This is a genomic window from Dokdonella aquatica (assembly GCF_051987395.1).
GTDB lineage: Bacteria > Pseudomonadota > Gammaproteobacteria > Xanthomonadales > Rhodanobacteraceae > Dokdonella.
In genome coordinates this window covers 719910-742835 of record NZ_CP197094.1, presented here as the reverse complement: position 1 = coordinate 742835, position 22926 = coordinate 719910, and the positions used below count along the sequence as shown (strand labels likewise).

Sequence of the window (22926 nt, the reverse complement as noted above, 5' to 3'; positions counted from 1 at the left end):
CCTTCAGGCTGGAGGGCGCGGCACGCAGCGCCGCGGGGCGCGCATTGTCGCGCAAGCGGGCCTTGCGGGCATGGGCCATTGCGCACCCGCCTTCCGGCACGTTCACGGCCCGCACGACCCGGCTAGGGTCGGGCCACCATCGATCGGGGAATCGCCATGCGTACGACGCGTCTCGTGCTCGCCTTGCTGTCCGGCCTCGCCGCCTTCGGCGCCTCCGCGGCCGAACGGGTCGAGAAGAGCAAGGCCTTGCTGCTCGGCCAGCCGGCCGGTTCCTCGGAGGCGCGCTACGCCGACGACGGTAGCCTCGTCGCGCGCTACGAGTACAACGACCGTGGCCGCGGCCCCAAGCTCGAGACCACGCTGCGCATCGGTGCCGACGGCATTCCGCTGTCGTCGCGCGCGACCGGCAACGACTACTTCAAGGGCGCCGTCGAGGAGACGTTCTCGCGTGACGGCGCGCGCTACCGCTGGAAGAACAACGCCGAGGACGAGACGCGCGAGCTCGCGGCGCCGGCGTTCTACCTGCCGCTCAACATGCAGCCCGAGGAAGCCGTCGTGCTCGTGCGTGCGCTGCTCAAGGCACCGGGCGGCAAGCTCGCATTGCTGCCGGCCGGCGAGGCGCGCATCGAGAAGGTCGCCACCGAGAAGGTCAAGGGCAAGGGCACCGTCACGCTCTACATGCTCAGCGGACTCGGCCTGCAGCCCGAATACGTCTGGCTCGATGCCGACCAGCGCTTCTTCGCGAGCTGGTCGAGCTGGATGTCCTTCGTCCGTGAAGGTCACGAAGGCGCGCTCGCGCGCCTCGGCGAACGCCAGGACAAGGAGGAGAAGCGCCTCGCCCGCGAGCGCGCCGCGTCCCTCACGCGCACGCTCGCCAAACCGCTGCTGATCCGCGACGTGCGCGTGTTCGATCCGCCGTCGGGCGAGGTGGTGGACGGTCGCTCCGTGCTCATCGACAAGGGCCGCATCGTCTCGATCGACGCGGCCGACCGCGCGCTGCCGGCGGGCGCTGAAGTGCTCGAAGGCGGCGGGCGTTTCCTGATGCCGGGCCTGTGGGACATGCACACGCATTACTCGGCCGGCGCCGACGGTCCGCTCAACCTCGGTTCGGGCGTGACCACGATCCGCGATCTCGCCAACAACCTCGAGGCGCTCAAGGGTCGCATCGATGCGATCGAGGCCGGCGCCGACCTCGGGCCGCGCATCATCCGCGCCGGCGTGATCGACGGACGCGGGCCGTACGCAGGCCCGATCAAGACGCTCGCTGACAACGAGAAGGAAGCCGTCGATGCGGTCGCGATGTACGCGGCCAGCGGCCACGAGCAGATCAAGATCTACAGCTCGATCAAGCCCGAGCTCATGCCCGTGATCGCGCGCGCCGCGCACGAGAAGGGCTTGCGCGTGAGCGGCCACGTGCCCGCGTTCATGACCGCGCGCCAGTTCGTCGAAGGCGGCGCCGACGAGATCCAGCACATCAACATGCTCGTGCTGAACTTCCTGTTCGACATCGTGCAGGACACGCGCAGCCCCGCGCGCTTCACCGCGGTCGCGCAGCACGCTGCGAAGCTCGATCTCGGCTCGGCGCCCGTGCGCGAGTTCATCGGCCTGCTCAAGGCGCGCGACATCGTCGTCGACCCGACCGTCGGCACGTTCGAGGACATGTTCCTCGGCCGTCCCGGCGTGCCGGGCCCGGGCATGTCGGCGATCATCGACCGCTTCCCGCCGACCGTCCAGCGCAGCATGCGCTCGGGCTCGGGCGGCCTGCCGATCGCGCCGGGTTCCGAGGCGCTGTACCGCGATTCCTACCAGCGCCTCGTCGACTACGTCGGCGTGCTGTACCGCAGCGGCGTGCGCATCGTGCCGGGCACCGACAACCTCGCCGGCATGACCCTGCCGCGCGAGCTCGAACTCTATGTCGAGGCCGGCATCCCGCCGAAGGACGTGCTGCGCATCGCCACGCACGACAGCGCGAAGGTCATGAAGCGCGAGGCCGAGTACGGCCGCGTCGCGCCGGGCTACGTGTCCGACCTGATCCTCGTCGACGGCGACCCGACCGTGGTCATGGCCGACATCCGCAAGGTCGCCACGACGATCCGCGGCGACCGCCTCTACGACGCCGACGCGCTGTTCCGCAGCGTCGGCGTGCAGCCCGCGCCGCGCTGATCGACGACATGCCCGGTGCGATCCGCACCGGGTCCCTCGAGGAGGCGGAGACGTACGACGTCGAACGGAATCATGCTGCCGCACCCCTCTCCCCCAGTCCCTCTCTCGCAAGGGGAGAGGGGAGTCTGGCGTTGGCTCGGACGACCGCGGGTCTCCGCATGGTGGGGAGCCGGACGGTAGTGAGCCTGCGCCGGGACGACAGCGCACGTGCGGGAACGCCCCGCATGGCCCCGGCGCAGCGTGTCCCTCCCTCGCCCCTCGCCCCTCGCGGGAGAGGCGCCGGGGGAGAGGAGGCGCGCGAACGACGAACGCGTGTGTGCAGGCAGCCTCGCCCGCGGGGAATGTTCTCCGGCCCCTCGCGCATCCCGGCGACATGGCGTCGGCCCGCTGTACCTTCGTACAGCGGCCGCCCGACCCGGCGAGCGGGTATCCTTGGCGGCCGGTTCCCCTGCACGAGAGCATCGCGTGAACAAGATCCAAGCCAGCGCCGCGGAGGCGCTCGACGGCCTGCTGTTCGACGGCATGACGATCGCCGCCGGCGGCTTCGGCCTGTGCGGCATCCCCGAGAACCTCATCGGCGCGCTGCTCGCGGCCGGCACGAAGGACCTCACCATCGTCGGCAACAACGCCGGCGTCGACGACTTCGGCATGGGCCCGCTGCTCAAGACGCGCCAGGTCAAGAAGGTGATCGCGTCCTACGTCGGCGAGAACAAGGAATTCGAACGCCAGGTGCTGGCCGGCGAGCTCGAGCTGCAGCTCGTGCCGCAGGGCACGCTCGCCGAGCGCCTGCGCGCCGGCGGTGCGGGCATCCCGGGCTTCTACACGCGCACCGCGTTCGGCACGCTGCTCGCCGACGGCCGCGAGACCAAGGTCTTCGACGGCAAGGAGTACGTGCTCGAGGAAGGCATCAAGGCCGATGTCTCGATCGTCAAGGCGTGGAAGGGCGACGCGCTCGGCAACCTCGTGTTCCGCAAGACCGCGCGCAACTTCAACCCGATGATCGCGACCTGCGGCAAGGTCTGCGTCGCCGAGGTCGAGGAGATCGTCGAGGTCGGCTCGCTCGATCCCGACCAGATCCACGTGCCGGGCATCTACGTCGACCGCCTCATCAAGGGTCCCTCGTACGAGAAGCGCATCGAGTTCCGCACCGTGCAGGGCGCCAACACGGGCAAGGAAAGCCCGGTGCGCACGGCGATGGCGCGCCGCGCCGCGAAGGAGCTGCAGGACGGCTTCTACGTGAACCTCGGCATCGGCATCCCGACCCTCGTCGCCAACTTCATCCCCGAAGGCATGGACGTCACGCTGCAGTCGGAGAACGGCCTGCTCGGCATCGGCCCGTTCCCCGAGGACGGCGACGTCGATCCCGACCTCATCAACGCCGGCAAGCAGACCATCACCGCGTTGCCGGGCAGCAGCTTCTTCTCGAGCGCCGATTCGTTCGCGATGATCCGCGGCGGCCACATCGACCTGTCGATCCTCGGCGGCCTCGAGGTCTCGGGCACCGGCGACCTGGCCAACTGGATGGTGCCGGGCAAGATGGTCAAGGGTCCCGGTGGCGCGATGGACCTCGTCAGCGGCGTCAAGCGCGTGGTCGTGCTCATGGAGCACACCGCGAAGGACGGCACGCCGAAGATCCGCAACACCTGCACGCTGCCGATCACGGGCAAGCAGGTGGTCGACCTCGTCATCACCGACCTCGCCGTGTTCGAGGTGGAACGCGGCAAGGGCCTGCGCCTCATCGAGCTGCAGGACGGCGTCACCGTGGAAGAGGTGAAGGCCAAGACCGAGTGCGCGTTCGAGGTCGCCGAAGGTCTCGTCTGATACCTTTTTTCCAGCGCGGGCCGCGTGTTGCGGCCCGCGTCGCGCTTTGATGGCGCAGCGCAACACGCTAGGCTTGGGCGATGAACGAACACGCCCGCCACGCCGCCGACAGCCTGCGCTCCATCGACCTTCCCGAGACCGACCAGCCGTTGCGCGACGACGTCAACCGCGTCGGTTCGCTGGTCGGCGACATCATCGCCGAGCAGGAAGGCCAGCCCTTCCTCGACGAGGTCGAACGCATCCGCATCGCCGCGATCCATCGCCGCGAGACCGGTGCAGCCACCGCCGAACTCGAGCGTGAACTGACCGGCGCCGACGTCGCGCATGCGAGCGCCCTCGTGCGTGCGTTCTCGACCTATTTCCAGGCCGTCAACGTCGCCGAGCGCGTGCACCGCATCCGCCGCCGTCGTGCCTACGAGATGTCCGGCGCCGCCGCACAGCCCGGCAGCCTGCGCGACGTGCTCGCGCGCCTGCGCGATGACGGCGTCTCCGCGCAGGATGTCGCCGCGTGCCTGTCGCGCCTGCGCATCGAACCCGTGTTCACCGCGCATCCCACCGAGGCGGTGCGTCGCGCGCTGCTCGAGAAGGAGCACGAGGTCGTGCGCGCGCTGGTCGCCGACATCGACGGCAGCCGCACCCCGGTCGAGCGCCGTGCCGACCTCGAGCGCATGCGCCTCGCGCTGACCGCAGCCTGGCAGACCGCCGAACTCGCACTCGAGAAGCCGACCGTCGCCGACGAGCTCGAGCACGTCGGCTTCTACCTCACCGACGTGCTCTACCGCGTCGTGCCGGTGTTCTACGAAGTGTTCGCCGACGCGCTCGCCGAGGCCGGCGACGCGCCCGATCTTCCGGCCGTGCTCGGCTTCGGCACGTGGGTCGGCGGCGACATGGACGGCAACCCGAATGTCGGTGCCGAGACGATCGCCGCGACGCTGGCGACGCAGCGTGCGCAGGTCGTCGCGCTGTACCGCCGCGAGGTGCTCGCGCTCGCGAGCCTGCTCAGCCAGACCGTCTCGCGCGTGCCGTGCTCGGCCGATGTGCTCGCGCGTCTGGACGTCTACCGCGCGCTGCTGCCGAAGGCCGCCGCGCGCCTGCGCTCGCGCCAGCAGGACATGCCGTATCGCCAGCTGCTGCAGCTCGTCGCCGAACGCCTCGGCGAGACCGAGCGCGGCCGCGAAGGTGGCTATCCCGACGCGGCGACGTTCCTCGCCGACATCCGCGTGGTCGCCGACAGCCTCGCCCAGCACCGCGGCCGTCACGCGGGCTGGTTCGCGGTGCGCCGCCTCGTGCGTCGCATCGAGACGTTCGGCTTCCACCTCGCCACGCTCGACCTGCGCCAGGAATCCTCCTCGCACGATGCCGCGCTCGCCGCGCTGCTCGGCGACGAGGGCTGGGCGAACCACGATGTCGCCACGCGCGTGAGGCGCCTAGGCGAGCTGATCGGCAACCCGCGCGGCATCGACGCGAGCACCGACGACACGGCGCGCCGCACGCTCGCCGTGTTCCGCACCGTCGCCGAGCTGCGCCCGCGCTACGGCGCGCGCGCGTTCGGTCCCTACATCATCAGCATGAGCCGCAGCGCGGCCGATGCGCTCGCCGTGCTCGCGCTCGCGCGCATCGCGGGCTGCACCTGCGACGACGACAGCGTGCCGCTTGATGTCGCGCCGCTGTTCGAGACCGTCGCCGACCTCGACGCCGCCGAGAGCGTCGTGCGCGCGCTGTTTGCCGACCCGCTGTACCGCGCGCACCTCGCCACGCGCGGCGATCGCCAGATCGTCATGCTCGGCTATTCCGACAGCGCGAAGGACGGTGGCCTCGTCGCCTCGCGCTGGGCGCTGCAGCAGACCCAGATCGCGCTCACGCGCCTCGCGCGCGAGGCCGGCATCCGCATCGTGTTCTTCCACGGCCGCGGCGGTTCGGCGAGCCGCGGCGGCGGCAAGACCGAGCGCGCCGTGATCGCCTCGCCGCGCGGTTCGGTCGACGGCCACCTGCGCCTGACCGAGCAGGGCGAGGTGATCCACCGCAAGTACGGCATCCGCGCGCTCGCGCTGCGCAACCTCGAGCAGATGACCGGCGCCGTGCTGCGCGCCACGCTGCGCCCGCGACCGCCCGAGGCACGCGAACAGGCCTGGCGCACGATGGCCACGCTGATCGCGGCCGAGGCACGCCGTGCCTACCGCACGCTCGTGCACGAGAACCCGTCGTTCCCCGATTACTTCCGCGCGGCCACGCCGATCGACGTGATCGAGCGCCTGCGCATCGGCTCGCGCCCGTCGCGCCGCGGCGGCACCGGTGGCATCGATCGCCTGCGTGCGATCCCGTGGGTTTTCGCGTGGTCGCAGAACCGCTGCGGCCTGACCGGCTGGTACGGCGTCGGCAGCGGACTCGCCCACGGCATCGCCACGTTCGGGCGCGCGCAGCTCGCCGAGATGACGCGCGACTGGCCGTTCTTCGCGCAGCTCGTCGACGACGTCGAGATGGTGCTCGCCAAGTGCGACATCGCGATCTTCGAGCGCTATTCGCGGCTCGCCGGCGACCTGCACGCGCCGTTCTTCGCCGACATCTCGGCCGAGTTCGAACGCACGCGCCGCGCGATCCTCGAGCTCAAGCAGGAGGACGAGCTGCTCGCCCACGACCTGCGCCTGCGCCAGTCGATCCGCCTGCGCAATCCCTACGTCGATCCGATCAGCCTGCTGCAGGTCGACCTGCTCTCGCGCTGGCGCGAGGCCGATCGCGACGACGACGAGCTCCTGCACGGCCTCATCGCGACCGTCAACGGCATCTCGGCGGGCATCCAGAATACGGGTTGATGTTCGGGCTCGCGCGCACCGTCGCGTGTGTCACGAGCGTGCGGTGACGGCGGAATCGCCTGCGGCGGTTCCGCCCTACGCAAGCGTCACGATCCGCATCGCACGGGGTCATACCTGCCCGGGTGGGGCGGAACCCGCGCAGCGGATTCCGCCGTGAAGTGAGCCGAAGTTGAGCAATCGTCGAGCTCCCGTGCATGACGTCTGTACGGATGCGCCACGACACGGTACGAGATGATGTCGCGGGGCACGGCGGAATCGCCTTCGGCGGTTCTGCCCTACGCGAACCTGCGGTGCGCGGAGACGTGCGCTCGGGTAGGGCGGAACCCGCGCAGCGGATTCCGCCGTCACCTGGAAACGATCAGGCCGGATCGCGCTTGACCGCGGCGCGGTACAGCAGCATCGCGATGAAGGCGAGCAGGGCCAGGCCGAGCCAGCCGCCGAAGTGCAGCGAGTCGGGCAGCGCGAGCACGTTCTTGTCGCCGGTCACCACGACAGGGATCGCGATGAAGATGCCCATGAGCGCCTCGCCCGTGATGAGGCCGGCCGCGAACAGCATGCCCTTGAGATGCAGGCGGCCGTGCTCTTCCTCGGTCTTGGCGCCACCCTTGCGGCGCTCGACGAACCACGACAGCAGGCCACCGAGGAAAATCGGCACCATGAGTTCGATCGGCAGGTAGATGCCGATCGCGCAGGCGAGCACCGGGATGCGGAAGCTCTTGCCGCTCGACTTGAGCCACGAATCGATCGCGATGATGAGCGCGCCGATGCCTGCGCCGACTCCGATCGTCGGCCAAGGCAACTGGCCGCCGAAGATGCCCTTGGCCACCGAGGCCATGAGATTGGCTTGCGGCGCCGCCATGGGGCGCGGGAAGGCTTCGGCCCCTGGTGCCCCCGCGATGCCGTTCGCCGCGATGAGCAGGTTGAGTACGGGGGCCATGATCAGCGCCGATGAGATCGCGCCGATCGCGAGCATGAGCTGCTGCTTCCACGGCGTCGCGCCGACGATGTGGCCGGCCTTGAGATCCTGCAGGTTGTCGCCGCCGATGCACGCAGCGCAGCACACGACGGCGCCGATCATGATCGCGGCGACCGCACCGATGTTCGAATCGCGACCCAGCAGCAGTACCAGCACGCCCGCGGCGAACAGGATCGTCGAGATCGTGATGCCCGAGACCGGATTGTTCGACGAGCCGACGAGGCCGGCCATGTAGGCCGACACCGACACGAACAGGAAGCCCGCGACGATCATGATGATCGTCATCGGGATGCTCGCAGTCCACTGGCCGACGATGTTCTGGTACAGCGCGAGCAGCGGCAGCGTGAACACGACGAGGCCGATGCCGATGAACTTCATCGGGATGTCGCGCTCGGTGTGCGCGAGCGTCGCGCCTGCATCCGAGCGCGTCGCCTCGAAGCCGCTGCGGATGCCCGAGAACAGCGACTTGCGCAACGAGATCAGCGTCCAGATGCCGCCGATCAGCATCGCGCCGACACCGAGGTAGCGGATCTGTTCCGACCAGATCTCCCAGGCCGTGTCAAAGGCGCTCATGCCGGCAACGCGCGCGGCCAGCACGGGGTCGCCGTCGAGGAAGAACGTGCTGTAGATCGGGATCGCGATGTTCCAGCCGATGATGCCGCCGAGCAGCACGACGATGCCGATGTTGAGGCCGACGATGTAGCCGACACCGAGCAGCGCCGGGGAAAGGTTGGTGCCCATGTAGGCGATGCCCTTGCCGAGCCATGTCGCGGACGACGCGACATCGGGAATCAGGCGCAGGCCGCCCTCGGCGCCGAGCTTGGCGAGGCCACCGAGCGATGCGGCGATGCCGAGGGTCTTGATACCTTGCCCTGGGTTCTCACCCGTCTTGAGCACTTCGGCGGCAGCCTTGCCTTCCGGGAATGCGAGGCCCTGGTCGACGATCAGCGAGCGGCGCAGCGGTACCGAGAAGATCACGCCGAGCAGGCCGCCGAGGCCCGCGATCGTGAACACCCACCAGTATTCGAACGTGTTCCAGTAGCCGAGGATCACGAGCGCCGGGATCGTGAAGATCACGCCCGAGGCGATCGACGAGCCCGCCGAAGCGCCCGTCTGCACGATGTTGTTCTCGAGGATCGTGCCGCCGCCGAGCAGGCGCAGCACGCCCATCGAGACGACCGCGGCGGGAATCGCCGAGGCGATCGTCATGCCCGCGAACAGGCCGAGGTAGGTGTTGGCCGCGGCGAGGATGACGACCAGCACGATCGACAGGACGACCGCGCGGACGGTCAATTGCGGGACTTTGGTGGTGCTCATCAGGACTCCCCGTGGCGGTGCCGTTCCTTCGGCGGATGGATGGTGGCGGTGCTGCACGTCTGCGGCTGGACGCGCGGCAGGCGATCCGGAGCGTGAGCAAGGCCCGAGCCCTCGGATAAGCCTCCGTCATCCCGGCGCAGGCCGGGATCCAGCGCCTTCACGCCCGCGCGCCGGATGTTCGGACACGGCGCGAAGAGTCCCGAAGGTTCCCGCCACGCGCCGCGCCGTGCATAGTAGCGCGCATCCCCCTCGCGACCGAATCCCCAGAAGATGACCGCACCCGCCACGGCCACCTCGTCCGACGCGCGCATGCCGCGCCAGATTCCCTACATCATCGGCAACGAGGCCTGCGAGCGCTTCAGCTTCTACGGCATGCGCAACATCCTCGTGCCGTTCCTGATCAGTTCGGTGCTGCTGCAGTACCTGCCCGATGCGGATCGCGCCGGTGTCGCCAAGGACATCTTCCACACGTTCGTGATCGGCGTGTACTTCTTCCCGCTGCTCGGCGGCTGGCTCAGCGACCGCTTCTTCGGCAAGTACAACACGGTGCTGTGGTTCTCGCTGATCTACTGCGCGGGCCACGCCTGCCTCGCGCTGTTCGAGAACCACGCCTACGGCTTCTACACGGGCCTGTTCCTGATCGCGCTCGGCTCGGGCGGCATCAAGCCACTGGTGGTGTCGTTCTGCGGCGACCAGTTCGACCAGCGCAACAAGGACAAGGCGAAGCTCGTCTTCGACGCGTTCTACTGGATCATCAACTTCGGCTCGTTCTTCGCGTCGCTGTTCGCGCCGCTGCTGCTGCGCCACTACGGCCCTGCCGTCGCGTTCGGCATCCCGGGCGTACTCATGTTCATCGCCACGCTGATCTTCTGGATGGGTCGCCGCCAGTACGTCAACGTGCCGCCGTCGGGTGCCGATCCGCATTCGTTCCTCAACGTCATCCGCACCGCGCTGCGCACGCGCAGAGAAGGCGAGGGCAGCACCGGCGCGATGATCGCCTGGGCCGGCGTGGCGGCATCGGTCGCGATGCTCGCGGCATGGGCACTCAAGGCCGTCGGCGCACCGCTGCCGTGGCCCGACGCGTTCGGCTTCGTCATCACGGCCTGCCTGTCGCTCGGCGTGCTGATCGCGTTCGGTGGCTGGGGTGCTTCGCTGCAGCTCGAGCGTGCGCGTGGTGCGCATCCCGATGCCGCCGTCGACGGCGTGCGCGCGGTGCTACGCATCCTCATCGTCTTCGCGCTGGTCACGCCGTTCTGGTCGCTGTTCGACCAGAAGGCCTCGACGTGGATCCTGCAGGGCAACACGATGGTGATCCCGCACGACACCTGGTGGTGGCCGAGCTGGCTCATCAAGGATGCCGCGCAGATGCAGGCGCTCAACCCGCTGCTCGTGATGCTGCTGATCCCGTTCAACAACATCGTGCTCTATCCGGGACTGCGCCGCCTCGGCTTCACGGTGACCCCGCTGCGCCGCATGGGCTGGGGCATCGCGTTCTCGGGCGTGTCGTGGATCGTCGCCGGCGTGCTGCAGCTGTGGATCGACAGCGGCGCCGAAGTCTCGCTCGCCTGGCAGAGCCTGCCCTACCTGCTGCTCACGTTCGGCGAGGTGCTCGTCTCCGCGACCGCGCTCGAGTTCGCCTACAGCCAGGCTCCGCATGCGATGAAGGGCGTGATCATGGCGTTCTGGTACCTCACCAGCACGTTCGGCAGCCTGTGGGTGCTGCTCACCAACGCCGGCGTCCGCAACGACGGCTTCCGCGCGATGATCACCAACACGGGCTTGAGCGAGCCCGCGTTCCTGATGTTCTTCTTCGCCGGCTTCGCGTTCCTCGCCGCACTGGCCTTCGCGGCCTACGCGCGCAATTACCCGATGCAGGACAACTACCGCGTGGCGTGAGGGGGTGTCCTCACCCGGCTCGATAACGCGGGCCGGGTGTCCTCGACCGCCATTCGGCTGAACGGCATGCGCGCTGTCTCATCGGTCGGTGTGCCTCTCTGTGGTTCCTTCCGATAGCCACCGCCGACTAACGTGTCGACATCGGGCTGCCATCTTCGTCGGCGGCAGCTGTCGCGATATCACCCGTTTCTGAGGCGATATCATTTATCACGTCGTTTCCGCAGGATATCCCGGGCGCGTTCATCGAGGCGCCCAAGCGCAAAGTCTTGATTTCGCGGCGCTTGAACGTTGACAGCGTCGCCCGGCTGCTGAACGATGCGTGCTATTCCCCGGGTTCGGGGTCTACTTGTAGTTAGGCGCTACCACCATGCCCGGCGTTAAAAGACTTCGCAGCGTTGCCAATAGCTTGGCGCACTACGCGCTGAGTGGGAACGGATTTCATCCTCCGGAACGAGATCTGGAGCAACGGAAGTCTGGCCTTGGTTGCATCATGGTCTCCCTCCTCGCGGCCGCAGACGTCGGCAACTCAGCTACGCTTCCGGCCAAGTTCGCTGAGCTTATTGCGAAAGAGGACATAGATCCCTCTTATGTAATGTTCGCTCAGGCGGAGTTTGCTTACGCTGGCCAGCGTCGTACGCCGAATACTTGCGTCGTAAGGATGCGAACTAGAGATGGGTATGAGATAGAGGGGCGTCACGCAGAGCCGAGTCGTTAGGTAACCTCGGCAGACGAAACGTGGAACAGTCCGCTTCTATCGGGATCCCCGGCGGCGCCTAACGAGTCGTTGCAGCCGACGTTGCATCGGCGCTTGGGCCAGGCGGCAGATAGAGCTTGCCACCAGTCCCAATCACCGCTACAACGCGGCTGAACTCTGGTGTTAGGCGCCATGGACGACACGCAGCGGCTGGAAGACTTCGTTAGTACCGCTCGCGCTTACTGTGCGTGGATAGAAGGCTTTGCGGCATCTCCCGATCTAGAAGCGGAGACCGCTGCTCTTCTGCTTTCAAAACTGTGCGCTCAAGTCAACGAGTTGCCCGAGCTCTTCGATGACGAGGACGCGCCGAGGCTGGAGCATAAGCAGTGGGTCGCGGTGTACCAGAGACTTTCGTCGTTGCCATTCAATTACTACGCAACTTTCGCTGAGCCGTCGATTTTAGAATCACCTGAGCCCGTTACCGGCGATCTGGCGGACGACCTTGCTGACGTATGGAGAGATCTGCGGGCCGGCCTGGCCCTCTACGACAAAGGGAACGGAGCAGCCGCTGCATGGGAGTGGCGGGAATCCTTCCGAAGTCACTGGGGGCGCCACGCCACGAGTGCGCTGTACGCGATTCAATGCTGGCGCTCATAGACCTCGGCTTGGCGCCTAACGAGTCGTTGCAGCCGACGTTGCATCGGTCTATGAGTCAGGCGGCAGGTAAAGCTTGCCACCTGCCTCCCAGCCCGCTACAACGTGGCTGAACTCTGGTGTTAGGCGGCTCAGAGGTAGTAATGCGAATTGACGCAGAAAGAATCGTAGACGCTGAATCTTTTCACATCGTATTTTCTGCTGCCTTTGGTTTTCCATCCTTCTACGGTCACAACATGGACGCTTGGATCGACTGTCTTTCCAACCTGGATGATCCGGGATCAGGTATGACCACCGTGCACATTGATTCTGGCCAAGCACTGTCGCTCGTCATTGACCATGCTCAAGACTTCAAAGCCCGTTGCCCTGAACTATTCTCCGCGCTTGTCGAATGCTCTGCCTTCGTCAACTGGCGCCGCATTGAGGCCGGTCATGCTCCAGTTCTAGCGCTCGCATTCCATGCGTGAGCCACCTAACAATTCATTCAGGCCGAATCCGCTTCGCAGGACGGCTTAATTCAGGCGTTAGGCATGCTTTGGTAAAGTCTATGGATCGTGACCCACTAACAATCGAGCTTCGTAGGTTCATACTCGCTTACGCCGAGCACGACGGGGATTGCCCAGGGATCGATGCGAACGCTTGGGACGAGCAAAAGCGAGTCTGTGCATGTGGCCTTGCGCCAAGACTCGACGAGTTGATGGAAAAACTAGACAGCAGGCTTGCCCAGTGAGCGGCATGCAAGCGTTCTCGCTGCGCATGCCTAACAATTCATTCAAGCCGAACCCGCTTCGCGGGTCGGCTTAATTCAGGCGTTAGGCATCGCAATGGCAGACAACTCATGGTTCCGAAACTCAGAGTGGAACGAAGAGATCGCACTTGCGTTTGAGCAAAAGCTGAAGCGTGCGCGGCGAAAGAGCCAGTACCTTCGGATACAGGCCTGTACCTTGGCGAGCATAGAGCCGCAGATAGCGCTTGAGCTTCTTGATCGGTACTTTGCGCTCGGAGATGACTTTGATAACGCGCAGGCCTACGTAGACCGCGCCACCGCTTTCCTCGCACTCGGCCAGCTGGATTTGGCTTTCCAAGCTTATGAAGCAGCGTTGGAACGGGAGCGAGTATTCCCCAACCTGCGTACAGGTGCGTACTTAGAGCTGCCTTACCTAATAGCCGTTAATGACGTCACAGACCGCTTTGACCAAGCCATGGGCATGCTCACTAGCTCGGAGAGTCAGCTCATGTTCCCCGTTGACCATTTCAAGCATCACGCTGCACGGGCGCTAATCTTCGCGCAACACGATCCGCCAGCTGCACGCTCGGCGGCCAGGCTGGCGCTGGAGGCTGCGGCTTTAGATCGGTCGGGGTTTCGCTATCATCCATCGATTGGCCTAGTTTCCGAGAGGCACTCACAAGCCCTGTTCAAGCTACGCAGGCTTTGCGATGCCTAACAATTCATTCAAGCCGACGCCGCTTCGCGGCGCGGCTTAATTCAGGCGTTAGGCGGCAGCATGAAGTACGCGGATGGCACAGACATCAAGCCAGGTGACGTCATCCAGATTGACGGCGACTACCGTGGCCGTGTCATCGCGTCAATGGACACAAGCGAGTACCTCCCAGGCGAGGATGGTTGGGCGTACCTTGGCGCAGGCATCATGGTCCACACAGACTTTGCAGGCCTTGTGCATTACACAACGGAGACGGCTGAGGATTTCGTGCTCATAGAGCGCGGGGTAGCCGCCTAACAATTCATTCAAGCCGACGCCGCTTCGCGGCGCGGCTTAATTCAGGCGTTATACGTGGTCAGACAATGAGTTCTAGGAGGTCAAGGATGACTGGACTGCAATCGTCAGGCTCTCTGCCAAAGGCATTGGTCATTTTCAACTCTGGTTTGTGCAGCAGCACCATCGCCAGCCACTGGTATCGCAGGCTGGTTCTGCTACTGGCCTCCCGCCCATCGTGGCGCGCTGTCCTGCTGCTGGCTCCGGCCGGCGCCGCGGCGTATAACAACTCAATCAAGCCGACACCGCTTCGCGGTGCGGCTTATTTCGGACGTTAGGCCGCACGCTCGTGCAAATCGACACTCCCATCTGGACGCTCAAGCAGACGTGCCCGTGCTGTGGCCAGGGTGGGCCCATAATTGTGGCTTGTCGAAAGTGCGGTGGGCTCGCGGCGGAGTGCCAAGAGACGGGCACCTTCTTCCGTGGCATCGCTGGAGACCTTCGGTTCCAGCAATCCAACTCGCCTATCTGTCCCGGGTGCGGTGCTGTAGGGACCGATTCCTTTGTCGCGGCCACGTCGTCACAGCTTCTAGAACGCGGCCTTAGCAACGAGCACTACCAATGAGGGCGAGCGGCCTAACACCTCGTTCGAGCGGACGCGGGCGCGATAAAGTGCCAAGCCCAAACTGCGGCGCGCGCGCCGCTCAACTCAACCGTTAGGCCACCATGACCGCTATCCAGTCGGACAAGACATGAAGGAGTCACAGTTTGGCTTTTCATACTCTTGGCGCGATCTTGAGCCAATACGGGCTTTGTCAGTTGTCGTTCTCGGAGCTCAAGTGTTGGGAGCTGCGCTCGGCTTCTTGCTTCCTCGCTTCTCTCACTGGTTCGAGAGCATGTGGTTCGGTGGTGCCTTGGCCACCTTTCCCGCATTCCTACTAGGCATGTTCATCCAAGATCGCTGGAAGCCAGGCAGTCTTAAGGAACACAAAGTCATGGTTCTACGCCTCGGTCTTATTGCTGCTCTTCTTAGCCTGTTCGCCATTGCAATGCCACTCTTTGGTTTCGAGCGTGCGGCCTAACAAGTCAATCAACCGGACATCACCCGACAAGCCGGTTGCTTCCGGTTATCTCCAACGTTAGGGCGCACAGATAATTTCATGCAGACGTTCATTCCATGGTTACCGATCCAGCACGTGCCAGAGTTTCTGGCCGGGGTATTTATTCTTCAGCATAGTGCTGGAGCAATGACTATCGTTTGTGATGGTGAGTTCGCGGATGGGAACTTGCTCGTTCTACGCTTTGATAACTTTGAGGCTGTCACTACCCACAAGGAATTCTCTCATAAGTGGCCAGGAGAGTCCGACTCGATGTCGCTTCCGAAGTCTTCGGGCGGCTATTGGACGTTCCCTTTTCTGCAAGTACAGGACTCAGCGTGGGCCGCTAGCTCGATGCAAGCAGAAACATTCAATAATATCCCGACCCATTACTGCATTCTCTCTGCAAGCGACATCGTGGACGTACTTGCCTTAAAGCAGCCGCGGGTCGATTGGACAACCGCAGCGGAGATTGACCGCATCATGGGCGCCGCCTCAAAATTGGGTGCGGCCTAACAATTCATTCAAGCCGACACGGTAGTTCCTTCGGTTTGGTGGACACCCTGACCTAACGATCAGGAGTGCCCATGCCCCGTCCAGGTCCACGCACGACAACCCGTTACAGCGACAACTTCAAGGCCACGTCCGTACGCCTGAGCGAGCTGCCGGGCGTCTCGGTGCGAGACGTTGCCGAGTCGCTTCACATCCTCCCTTCATGCTGTCTCGTTGGCGCAGGCTGGCACGCGAGGGTGAGATCGTGAGCAAGGGTGTCGAAGTGGACAAGCAGGCCGCAGCCGAGCTGAAGGCGCTGCGCGAGGTCACTTCAGGCACGCCCTGCAGCGTGCCGGGATGGTGCAGTCCGTGAACCGACCGCATCGCATGAACGACAACGCGCACATGGAGTCGTGGAACAAGACGATGAAGTCCGACCTCTATCACCGCAGCGTGTTTGCCACCGATCGCGACCTGCGGCTTTCGATCAGCCGCTACGTCGACTTCTACAATCGCCAGCGCCTACACTCGGCACTGGATTACCGGAGCCCCGTCGACTAAGAGCGCCGATGCGCCTAACTCAACGGTGTCAATTTTTTCGAGGGAAGTCCCAAATGAGGGAAGAATGAAGCAAGGACTTTGGTTATTACTGCTGTTGGCAGCCTGTGGTGCAGATGCGGCTGGTACGGCCGAGTATCCCATTCGCTCTTCTAACGAAGCGGACGGAACGCAGATCGGCTGGTATGTCTCGGATGCCCATTTCCTGAAGACGCCCAAATGGATATTCGACGGAAAAAACTCTCCACCCCTGGATATGCCAGCAGCACATCAACGTGCATACGATTGGTTGAAAAGGTCATTCCCCAAGATTTCCTCCTTCAAGCTTCGCAGCTACGGCCTGTTCTCGTCCGGCAATTCGCGTGCGCCCGATCGTTGGTACTACACCTTTGATTTCGTCGGCGATCTGGACGGTTCCATGGTCATGAATTCTCGCTTTTCAGTTGTGGTTCTCATGGGTGGCGAAATCGTTGAGCCACGCGAGGTCAAATAGAATCGTCCAGAACATCGCGGCAGGTGATGTGAGAAGTGAACGCGCCCGAGCAATGGCATTAGGGTTTTTTATGAAGTGGCGAGAGCCGTGGGCGATTTCACTCAAGCAACAACGACCGTTCGGCCTCTTCAATCGCGAAGTCCTGAAGGAGATGGTCGTGTGGACCGGCGTGCTCGCCGCAATGGGTCTGATTGCCAATCTCGGTGAGGACTTGGTCACCCAGCTGGAGCGCACTGCGAACCTTTGGATCGCCCCGGCACTCGGAGTTCCTCTCGCCATCCTAATCTACATCACCCGGTGGCTCAGCCCGCCCCCCAAGAGGTGGAGCGAGAGCTCGTGAAGATGGTCGGAAAGAAACCTGGCAAATCATTCAAGTCGACGCCGCTTCGCGGCGCAGCTTGACTCAGGCGTCAGGCCGTACGTCGGTAGTCGGGAGCAGCCCATGGAGTACGTCGTGCTCGTCCTGGTGGCTTGGGGTTCGCTCCTGTTGCCATTGCCGAGTTGGCTCAAGGGCGTCCTGAGTCTCGCGGTAATCGCGATCGGCGCTGTCCTGCTTCTCTTCGGCCTGGCCGGGTCCTACTGGGACAGCCACATGAGGCCCGGCAGTTCTTCTGCGGGTTCCACCATCCTGACCGGCGTGCTGCTCCTGCTGTCTCGTGCCGCTCACGTCATGCGACTCGTCCTCCACGTGCTTGGGGCGCCACCTGGTTCTTAGGTGTGGCGGGTGGCCTCACGGGTCTTCGTCGCCGACGTTGCACCGGTGTGTGAGTGAGGCGGCTGGTAGAGCTTGCTGCCTGCCTTCCGGCCCGCTACAACTCGACTGAGTTATGGCGTCGAGGTGTACAGCGCAGATGACCTCAAGCGATCTTCAGGCCGTCGAGATCAAGGCATTCGTCCCGGCACAGGACTTCGAGCTCTCGTTGCGCTTCTACCAACGACTGGGCTTTACGGTCGGATGGTCATCTGGCGAGTTGGCCTACCTCCGCCATGGAGAGACAAGCTTTCTTCTGCAGAACTTCTTCGTCAAAGAGCACGCACACCATTTCCAGATGCACTTTCTGGTCAAGAGCGCAGATGACTGGCACACGCATCTCGAATCTCTGGACATTGCCCGAGACTACGGAGTCTCCTTCAGCGACGTGCAGGACAGGTCCTGGGGCATGAGAGACTTCACGCTCTCTGATCCGAGCGGTGTTCTGTGGCGCATTAGGCATCCCATCGGTGCGCCCTGACAATCCACAACGTCCTGCGCTGCTTCACGGCGCGGCTTGATCATGCGCAGTGGACGCCCTTGGCCCGTCGAGACCGAATGTCAGGCAGCACATGTCGAAGACTGATCGCATGACCCAATGGATGATGCTGCTTGGTGGAGCCGTGCTCGTGCTCTGCTCCGGGTCTCGTGCACTTGCATGGCTATCTTCCGGACTTCCATCATTCGAGATGAAAGGGGTTACCTATACCGGCTGGGTTGCCGAGTTCTGCATTGTCGCCTTCGGGCTGGCCGGGCTGTTCCTGCTGATTTCCGCCGCAAGAAATCTGTGGACGTGGCAGTAGTCACGAGCACAATTCATCAAACGTCGACGCCTCTACGTGGCGCTCGACTCAGGTGTTGGACCGCAAAGGATGGATCATGTATTCCTCGTCAGTTCTCGTCGTGGCCCTGGTGATCCTGGTGTTCGGCGCGCTTCTGTTGCGGCGGAAGGCCCGGGGCTTGTCCCTCGACGAATGTGCCATGGAGCGTGCCACGGAGCTGCAGGCGTTCCTTACCGCTCGTGTCGAGGATCTTCGTCAGCTTTTCGCCAAGGAGCACCTGGGGCCCGAGGCAAGACGGGAAGAGGCGTACGCCATTCTTGCGCAGATGGAGTCGAGGAACGTCGGCGGAAATCTCGATGCGTTCATCCAGGACAATCGCGAAGCCGTCGAGGACGAGCTCCGGGCAATGGCGCGGAAAACCTGACGGTTCAATCCGGCGTTGCGTTGCAAAGTGCTGATCTGGAGTGATGCGGAACATGGCAACCCTGGTGTGGCAGGCCCCCATGACCTACCTTTCGGCTGGTGACGAGGCCGCGTTCTTCACCTGGTTGCAGAGCATTCCCGGCGTGGTCGCAGTGCGCGGTGTGGGGCGCGAGCTTCATGTCAGTCTCAAGTCGCGGCGAATCAGCCAGGCCAGTTTGCGCGAACTCATTGCCCTCTACAGCCGGTTCGGCGGAAGGTTGAGCGAGCTCGCGCAGTTCGAGAACACGTCGAATACGACGTGGTTCCGCTCCCCTGCAGCGATCTGGTACGCCGGTGTGTTCGCCGAAGTGCCTGACTCATCCGTGGAGGAGGCATCATCTGGGCGGGCTCACCGCCCCGGTGATGTCGCTCGTCTCGAGGATTAGGAGCATGCCCAGATCTTCCGCGACCGTCAGGGCAATATCGGAGGCCGAGGCTGCCGTGGTGCGGCGTGCTTTGGCCGTGGCTGCGACGGATTCTTCTGCCATGGACTTCGCCAGCCAGATCGGAGCGCTTCAGGTGGTCGGGCGCTGCGGCTGCGGGTGCGCTTCGGTGGACTTTCGCGTGCCTGTTCGAGGACGGACCGCCCGGGTAGTCGCGGAGGCCGCTGCAAAGGCCCCTGGCGGTGAGTCGTTGGGTCTCATTGTCTGGGCCTTGGAGGGAGAGCTTTCCGGCCTCGAGGTCTACACCTACTCCGAGGATCCGGCGCCATTGCCGTTAGTGGAGTCCATCTGCAGCCATGACGAGGCCGTCGAAGACGATGCTGCCTGATGGTTCATTCATGCCGATCCGGCTTCACCGGTCGGCTTGACCAGGGGGTTGGGCAACATGAAGAACGTCTCGATGGCGCTTGGTCTTGGGTATCTCATCATCGCGACGGGCTGCTCTGGTTTCATGACCAGTGTCAGAGGGGGCAGCATCGTCTCTCCGCAGCATCTGGCGCAGTACCGTGGAATCGGCAGCATCAGTACCTTGTGGTATCTCGGCAGCGACACCGGGTATCACTACTTTGCGCACTACGTGAAGGTCAGCACGGGCTATCGAGTTCGCCGTCAGGATCTCGCGATCCCCGACGAGTTTGCGTACCGATCGAGGCCGGCGACTTTCGCCGGCGCGGCGTCTTACTGGCAGGGTCTGTAATGCCCGACAAGGCGCTCAAGCGGACGGTCGCGATTCTGCCTTCAAGTCCCAAGGACTCGTTCCCTCATGCCGCCGCTCGGCTCCGGCGTCATGCCTCATGAGAAGCTTTCCGACGGATATGGGCGCCATCATATGCAGCCATGTCCTGGATGCATCGCGGCCGATCCTGCTGGTGGCACACGATCAGGATGGCTGGAACTTCGCATGCGGCTGCACGGACCACGACGGAGCGGACGATTTCTACTACGTGCATGTGGCGCATCTCGCCACACGCGATCCGTCACTCGTCGAGTGCGCCGATCTCGAGACTGGCCATGTTGCGGAGCGAGCTTCCCCGGTAGATGCCTGGGTAAGGCAGCACATTCCGGCAGATGAAGCCTGACGGTTCGTTCAAGCCGACGTTGCTCCGCAACGCGGCCGACTCGGTTCTGGAGGTGTCCATGGATTTCTGCAAACGTGCAGTCGGAGTGTTGTTGCTGATGTCTGCGGCGACGGCCGTGGCCTCGGAACGTGCGGCACCCAAGCCAGACTGGCTTGTCGGCAACTGGGTTCTATGCGAAGACCCGGACCATAGCCCCAGGGATACCTTGCAGTTCAACGCTGATGGAACCGGTCTTGTCATTCGTGCCAAGGGAAGCACCGAGTTCCGGCACAGGCACTCGGAGCGGGCTGTGTCGCTGCTTGCCAATGCAAACGGTTACGCCATCCCCATCGAACTGTCCTCTTCTTCAGGCTTCGACAAGCTGTTTCTGTACAGCAAAAGGACCGGAAGTACCTCTACTTACGTCAGGTCGGACGGTGCTCATGCCGACACTTGCAGTATCAAGTGACCACGTCCGGTCATTCGTCCACGCCGGCACCGTCTAGCGAATCGGCTTGATTCAAGGATTGGACCCGCGATGCAAAGTGGAAGAGTCTATCCAGTCCTGGTGCGCGCTCTCGAAGAATGGTGCGCACGTCCTGTGTCGGAGGTGGTCGCTCAAGTGGGGGCCCCATCGGAAGCGCACGAGGTGGAGATCGATGGAGAGCTCGTGCAAGTTGAAGTCTCGGCCAGCTGGGCAAACGCGCGGCGTTCTGCCGTTTCGGTCGTGGCGGTTGCTTATGGGCCCGCAAGCTGGCTCACGGAAAGAGCGTCGGAACGGATGCTCATCCCGGTGGGCGCAGCGAGTTGCAGTGTGCCGCCTGACCCATCCTTCAAGTGCACGCCTGACGGCGACGCCTGAGTCGAAGGACGCCGAGACTTTCGTCATGACGCTCAAGTCCCAGGCGGTGGGTTGCGCCCTCCGTCCCACCGTTCAGGCAATCCGTGGCGACGCCGCTCATGCCGGACACTGAACCCAGGTGCCGACCATGACGGATCTCTGGGGACCTATCGACAAAGCCGAATGGCGAAGCACGCCTCATGTGGCCGGACGTGCCGCGCGCGAGGAGGACGTCCGTGCCGGCAAGGCCGTATTCTACGTGCAGGGTGAGTCGAAGCACGATCCGATTCGACTGCCATGCTGCGCGTTCCAGCGGCTCGACGATGGGTCGGAGCAGCCTGTCGTCGTCATCCAGGCAGAGATCTCCCCGCACGGGACCCTCTTCGGTGTTCGCCCTCTCTCCGGGGGCAACGGCGTGTGCACCGCCGCCGAGCTCCGGATGGTTCCCGAGGGCTTCGGGGTGGGGGCCGGTGCATGACGATTCGTTACGGCCGACGCTGCGTCGGCAGGCAGGGCTTGCCGACATGGCCGATCACCGCTACAACGCGGCTGAACTCTGGTCTCGGCTGCTCATGAAGCGTCCCGGTATCTCATCCATCGCTCTCGCGTTCTTCTCGCTGGCAGCCTCGGCCCAGAGCGGCTGGAGAGACATGAGCGGAAACCCGCTTCCCGATACGGACTCTGCGAAGTCGAAGGACGGCTTCAGCGCCTCCTTGCTGATCACGCCAGACAAGGACTGGCAGGAAAGATGGGCTGCTCCACCGGAGACCGTTCCAGGCTTTTCCACCTCCGACGAGGTCTCGGCCGGCGGCGAGCTTTTCATCCTCACCTTCCTGGCGAATCCCATGCTCGATGCATCCGGCATGACGGATGTCGCGTGTGATTTCGTGGTTTCTCGCCCGGATGGCTCCAGGTCTGTCGAGGAGTTCGACATGCCGTGCTTCAAAGCCGAACTCACGACAGATCCGGCAAGCGTTTACCTCTCCACCGCTTCCTTGACGTACGTTGCGGAGCCTACAGACCCACGCGGCATCTGGGCCGTCAAGGTCGTGGTCAAGGATCGCATGCGCGGCGTCAGCATTCCGCTGCGGACCACCTTCGTTGTCCGATAGGCGGCCAACCGTTCATTCGACTTCGAGGATCGGTTTGATCCACACGGTTCTTTCATGCTTTTCATGAGCTTTGGCTTGGCCACTACGGGTTGTTCCGATGTCCGGGCCACCAGGCAACCCACACGGGCCGACGCCGCTTCACGGTGCGGCTTGATCCGGTCGAGGGGGCGATGAGCAAGGTGATCGGCAGCGTGGCCAAGACGATGGCGCTCCTGACCGGGGTTCCTGTCCTGGCGTTGTTCGCTTACGACATGCTCGCTGTCCGCCCCCATCTTGAACGGATTCATGGCGTGCTTGTCCAGGCGAGCCCGGAGGAAGCCTCTCCTCCGCTGATCATTCGCGAGCTCATCGATGCGAACGCCACATCGCCTGCGCCACATGCAACCCGTCTGGTCATGTCTCTTGTCTACTCGGACCTGCCCCAGAGTCAGTGGCACATGCGCGAGGTGCTTTGGCGGATTCTCCTGCCCGTGCATCTCGAAGAGTCGGAGATGTACGGGCTTTACGCGACGCTTGCCTACAACGGCACGGATCATGGTCTCGGCGCGTTTGCGCTTCGCCGGTACGGTCGACCGCTGAGCCAACTGTCGCCGGCGCAGGCAGCCGCTACCGTCGCGATGACTCATGCGCCTGCGCCCTACATGCGTGAGCCGGACAAGCTGGCCCAGCGGGCACAAGCGCTACTGCACAAGGCCGGGCATGCGCCATGACCCTGCGCTCGAGCCGATGACCGTCTGTAGCATGGGCTGACTCGGATGCCAGGCCAGCCGCATGTGCGGCAGTCTTCGCCT

The 22926-nt window shown here is 64.1% G+C and carries 25 protein-coding genes; 22 read left to right on the top strand and 3 right to left on the bottom strand.

Annotation, left to right across the window (positions count from 1 at the left end):
- The first annotated feature begins 156 nt into the window (after positions 1 to 156).
- The 3 genes from ACQQ2N_RS03310 (at position 157) to ppc (ending at position 6794) form a co-directional block, all read left to right on the top strand.
- Positions 157 to 2163 (top strand): amidohydrolase family protein, encoded by a 2007-nt coding sequence (locus tag ACQQ2N_RS03310; RefSeq protein ID WP_440224255.1) that lies wholly within the window; start codon positions 157 to 159, stop codon positions 2161 to 2163.
- Positions 2164 to 2628: 465 nt separating this feature from the next.
- The gene (locus ACQQ2N_RS03305; protein WP_440224254.1) at positions 2629 to 3984 is read left to right on the top strand and encodes a 3-oxoacid CoA-transferase; all 1356 of its coding nucleotides are present in this window, start codon (positions 2629 to 2631) and stop codon (positions 3982 to 3984) included.
- An 80-nt stretch (positions 3985 to 4064) separates the two neighbouring features.
- The gene (ppc, locus tag ACQQ2N_RS03300) at positions 4065 to 6794 is read left to right on the top strand and encodes a phosphoenolpyruvate carboxylase (RefSeq protein ID WP_440224253.1); all 2730 of its coding nucleotides are present in this window, start codon (positions 4065 to 4067) and stop codon (positions 6792 to 6794) included.
- 358 nt (positions 6795 to 7152) lie between these two features.
- On the opposite strand, the gene ACQQ2N_RS03295 is transcribed toward ppc, so the two are convergent.
- On the bottom strand, positions 7153 to 9087 hold the full coding sequence (locus ACQQ2N_RS03295) for an OPT family oligopeptide transporter (RefSeq protein ID WP_440224252.1): 1935 nt from the start codon (positions 9085 to 9087) through the stop codon (positions 7153 to 7155).
- Between the two features lie 270 nt (positions 9088 to 9357).
- On the opposite strand from ACQQ2N_RS03295, the gene ACQQ2N_RS03290 reads away from it, so the two are divergent.
- From ACQQ2N_RS03290 to ACQQ2N_RS03280, 3 genes are all read left to right on the top strand, one after another.
- Complete coding sequence (locus ACQQ2N_RS03290) at positions 9358 to 10983, top strand: POT-type proton-dependent oligopeptide transporter (RefSeq protein WP_440224251.1); 1626 nt, start codon at positions 9358 to 9360, stop codon at positions 10981 to 10983.
- An 886-nt stretch (positions 10984 to 11869) separates the two neighbouring features.
- A complete protein-coding gene (locus ACQQ2N_RS03285; RefSeq protein ID WP_440224250.1) occupies positions 11870 to 12334 on the top strand; it encodes a DUF5063 domain-containing protein in 465 nt (154 codons plus the stop codon).
- Positions 12335 to 12474: 140 nt separating this feature from the next.
- Positions 12475 to 12798 (top strand): barstar family protein, encoded by a 324-nt coding sequence (locus ACQQ2N_RS03280; RefSeq protein ID WP_440224249.1) that lies wholly within the window; start codon positions 12475 to 12477, stop codon positions 12796 to 12798.
- A gap of 384 nt (positions 12799 to 13182) precedes the next feature.
- Here the strand turns inward: ACQQ2N_RS03280 and ACQQ2N_RS03275 are convergent, their stop codons facing one another.
- On the bottom strand, positions 13183 to 13416 hold the full coding sequence (locus ACQQ2N_RS03275) for a hypothetical protein (RefSeq protein ID WP_440224248.1): 234 nt from the start codon (positions 13414 to 13416) through the stop codon (positions 13183 to 13185).
- A gap of 420 nt (positions 13417 to 13836) precedes the next feature.
- Here ACQQ2N_RS03275 and ACQQ2N_RS03270 point away from each other — a divergent pair, with 420 nt between their 5' ends.
- The 8 genes from ACQQ2N_RS03270 to ACQQ2N_RS03235 all read left to right on the top strand — a co-directional run bounded on the left by ACQQ2N_RS03270 (position 13837) and on the right by ACQQ2N_RS03235 (position 18240).
- Positions 13837 to 14070, top strand: a complete 234-nt coding sequence (locus tag ACQQ2N_RS03270) for a hypothetical protein (protein WP_440224247.1) — start codon at positions 13837 to 13839, stop codon at positions 14068 to 14070.
- A 728-nt stretch (positions 14071 to 14798) separates the two neighbouring features.
- Complete coding sequence (locus ACQQ2N_RS03265) at positions 14799 to 15128, top strand: hypothetical protein (protein ID WP_440224246.1); 330 nt, start codon at positions 14799 to 14801, stop codon at positions 15126 to 15128.
- Positions 15129 to 15206: 78 nt separating this feature from the next.
- On the top strand, positions 15207 to 15659 hold the full coding sequence (locus tag ACQQ2N_RS03260) for a hypothetical protein (RefSeq protein ID WP_440224245.1): 453 nt from the start codon (positions 15207 to 15209) through the stop codon (positions 15657 to 15659).
- Positions 15660 to 15992: 333 nt separating this feature from the next.
- On the top strand, positions 15993 to 16196 hold the full coding sequence (locus ACQQ2N_RS03255; RefSeq protein WP_440224244.1) for an integrase core domain-containing protein: 204 nt from the start codon (positions 15993 to 15995) through the stop codon (positions 16194 to 16196).
- A 64-nt stretch (positions 16197 to 16260) separates the two neighbouring features.
- Positions 16261 to 16686 (top strand): hypothetical protein, encoded by a 426-nt coding sequence (locus ACQQ2N_RS03250; protein ID WP_440224243.1) that lies wholly within the window; start codon positions 16261 to 16263, stop codon positions 16684 to 16686.
- Positions 16687 to 17128: 442 nt separating this feature from the next.
- On the top strand, positions 17129 to 17401 hold the full coding sequence (locus ACQQ2N_RS03245; protein WP_440224242.1) for a hypothetical protein: 273 nt from the start codon (positions 17129 to 17131) through the stop codon (positions 17399 to 17401).
- Between the two features lie 136 nt (positions 17402 to 17537).
- Positions 17538 to 17918 carry a VOC family protein gene (locus ACQQ2N_RS03240; protein WP_440224241.1) on the top strand — a complete coding sequence of 127 codons (381 nt, stop codon included), beginning with the start codon at positions 17538 to 17540 and terminating at the stop codon, positions 17916 to 17918.
- 91 nt (positions 17919 to 18009) lie between these two features.
- The gene (locus ACQQ2N_RS03235) at positions 18010 to 18240 is read left to right on the top strand and encodes a hypothetical protein (RefSeq protein WP_440224240.1); all 231 of its coding nucleotides are present in this window, start codon (positions 18010 to 18012) and stop codon (positions 18238 to 18240) included.
- Positions 18241 to 18328: 88 nt separating this feature from the next.
- Here ACQQ2N_RS03235 and ACQQ2N_RS03230 read toward each other — a convergent pair whose 3' ends face one another.
- The gene (locus tag ACQQ2N_RS03230; RefSeq protein ID WP_440224239.1) at positions 18329 to 18697 is read right to left on the bottom strand and encodes a hypothetical protein; all 369 of its coding nucleotides are present in this window, start codon (positions 18695 to 18697) and stop codon (positions 18329 to 18331) included.
- Between ACQQ2N_RS03230 and ACQQ2N_RS03225 the strand changes: the two genes are divergently transcribed.
- The 8 genes from ACQQ2N_RS03225 to ACQQ2N_RS03190 all read left to right on the top strand — a co-directional run bounded on the left by ACQQ2N_RS03225 (position 18696) and on the right by ACQQ2N_RS03190 (position 22845).
- A complete protein-coding gene (locus ACQQ2N_RS03225; protein ID WP_440224238.1) occupies positions 18696 to 19067 on the top strand; it encodes a hypothetical protein in 372 nt (123 codons plus the stop codon). The two genes, ACQQ2N_RS03230 and ACQQ2N_RS03225, sit on opposite strands and share 2 nt — an antisense overlap.
- Positions 19068 to 19071: 4 nt before the next feature.
- Positions 19072 to 19452 carry a hypothetical protein gene (locus ACQQ2N_RS03220; protein WP_440224237.1) on the top strand — a complete coding sequence of 127 codons (381 nt, stop codon included), beginning with the start codon at positions 19072 to 19074 and terminating at the stop codon, positions 19450 to 19452.
- Between the two features lie 57 nt (positions 19453 to 19509).
- Positions 19510 to 19821 (top strand): hypothetical protein, encoded by a 312-nt coding sequence (locus tag ACQQ2N_RS03215; protein ID WP_440224236.1) that lies wholly within the window; start codon positions 19510 to 19512, stop codon positions 19819 to 19821.
- 97 nt (positions 19822 to 19918) lie between these two features.
- Positions 19919 to 20203: a hypothetical protein gene (locus tag ACQQ2N_RS03210; protein ID WP_440224235.1), complete on the top strand. Its 285-nt coding sequence runs from the start codon at positions 19919 to 19921 to the stop codon at positions 20201 to 20203.
- The gene (locus tag ACQQ2N_RS03205) at positions 20193 to 20651 is read left to right on the top strand and encodes a hypothetical protein (RefSeq protein WP_440224234.1); all 459 of its coding nucleotides are present in this window, start codon (positions 20193 to 20195) and stop codon (positions 20649 to 20651) included. Before ACQQ2N_RS03210 ends, ACQQ2N_RS03205 begins: the two co-directional genes overlap by 11 nt.
- Before the next feature lie 520 nt (positions 20652 to 21171).
- On the top strand, positions 21172 to 21501 hold the full coding sequence (locus ACQQ2N_RS03200) for a hypothetical protein (protein ID WP_440224233.1): 330 nt from the start codon (positions 21172 to 21174) through the stop codon (positions 21499 to 21501).
- 46 nt (positions 21502 to 21547) lie between these two features.
- On the top strand, positions 21548 to 22135 hold the full coding sequence (locus tag ACQQ2N_RS03195) for a hypothetical protein (RefSeq protein ID WP_440224232.1): 588 nt from the start codon (positions 21548 to 21550) through the stop codon (positions 22133 to 22135).
- A 170-nt stretch (positions 22136 to 22305) separates the two neighbouring features.
- Positions 22306 to 22845, top strand: coding sequence for a hypothetical protein (locus ACQQ2N_RS03190; protein ID WP_440224231.1), 540 nt, complete (start codon positions 22306 to 22308; stop codon positions 22843 to 22845).
- The last annotated feature ends 81 nt before the right edge of the window (positions 22846 to 22926 follow it).

Coding starts and splice junctions, on each gene's coding strand:
- ACQQ2N_RS03310 (WP_440224255.1), top strand. CDS start 157: ATGCGTACGACGCGTCTCGTGCTCGCCTTGCTGTCCGGCCTCGCCGCC.
- ppc (WP_440224253.1), top strand. CDS start 4,065: ATGAACGAACACGCCCGCCACGCCGCCGACAGCCTGCGCTCCATCGAC.
- ACQQ2N_RS03295 (WP_440224252.1), bottom strand. CDS start 9,087: ATGAGCACCACCAAAGTCCCGCAATTGACCGTCCGCGCGGTCGTCCTG.
- ACQQ2N_RS03290 (WP_440224251.1), top strand. CDS start 9,358: ATGACCGCACCCGCCACGGCCACCTCGTCCGACGCGCGCATGCCGCGC.
- ACQQ2N_RS03285 (WP_440224250.1), top strand. CDS start 11,870: ATGGACGACACGCAGCGGCTGGAAGACTTCGTTAGTACCGCTCGCGCT.
- ACQQ2N_RS03280 (WP_440224249.1), top strand. CDS start 12,475: ATGCGAATTGACGCAGAAAGAATCGTAGACGCTGAATCTTTTCACATC.
- ACQQ2N_RS03270 (WP_440224247.1), top strand. CDS start 13,837: ATGAAGTACGCGGATGGCACAGACATCAAGCCAGGTGACGTCATCCAG.
- ACQQ2N_RS03265 (WP_440224246.1), top strand. CDS start 14,799: ATGAAGGAGTCACAGTTTGGCTTTTCATACTCTTGGCGCGATCTTGAG.
- ACQQ2N_RS03260 (WP_440224245.1), top strand. CDS start 15,207: ATGCAGACGTTCATTCCATGGTTACCGATCCAGCACGTGCCAGAGTTT.
- ACQQ2N_RS03255 (WP_440224244.1), top strand. CDS start 15,993: ATGGTGCAGTCCGTGAACCGACCGCATCGCATGAACGACAACGCGCAC.
- ACQQ2N_RS03250 (WP_440224243.1), top strand. CDS start 16,261: ATGAAGCAAGGACTTTGGTTATTACTGCTGTTGGCAGCCTGTGGTGCA.
- ACQQ2N_RS03245 (WP_440224242.1), top strand. CDS start 17,129: ATGGAGTACGTCGTGCTCGTCCTGGTGGCTTGGGGTTCGCTCCTGTTG.
- ACQQ2N_RS03240 (WP_440224241.1), top strand. CDS start 17,538: ATGACCTCAAGCGATCTTCAGGCCGTCGAGATCAAGGCATTCGTCCCG.
- ACQQ2N_RS03235 (WP_440224240.1), top strand. CDS start 18,010: ATGTCGAAGACTGATCGCATGACCCAATGGATGATGCTGCTTGGTGGA.
- ACQQ2N_RS03225 (WP_440224238.1), top strand. CDS start 18,696: ATGGCAACCCTGGTGTGGCAGGCCCCCATGACCTACCTTTCGGCTGGT.
- ACQQ2N_RS03230 (WP_440224239.1), bottom strand. CDS start 18,697: ATGTTCCGCATCACTCCAGATCAGCACTTTGCAACGCAACGCCGGATT.
- ACQQ2N_RS03220 (WP_440224237.1), top strand. CDS start 19,072: ATGCCCAGATCTTCCGCGACCGTCAGGGCAATATCGGAGGCCGAGGCT.
- ACQQ2N_RS03215 (WP_440224236.1), top strand. CDS start 19,510: ATGAAGAACGTCTCGATGGCGCTTGGTCTTGGGTATCTCATCATCGCG.
- ACQQ2N_RS03210 (WP_440224235.1), top strand. CDS start 19,919: ATGAGAAGCTTTCCGACGGATATGGGCGCCATCATATGCAGCCATGTC.
- ACQQ2N_RS03205 (WP_440224234.1), top strand. CDS start 20,193: ATGAAGCCTGACGGTTCGTTCAAGCCGACGTTGCTCCGCAACGCGGCC.
- ACQQ2N_RS03200 (WP_440224233.1), top strand. CDS start 21,172: ATGACGGATCTCTGGGGACCTATCGACAAAGCCGAATGGCGAAGCACG.
- ACQQ2N_RS03195 (WP_440224232.1), top strand. CDS start 21,548: ATGGCCGATCACCGCTACAACGCGGCTGAACTCTGGTCTCGGCTGCTC.
- ACQQ2N_RS03190 (WP_440224231.1), top strand. CDS start 22,306: ATGAGCAAGGTGATCGGCAGCGTGGCCAAGACGATGGCGCTCCTGACC.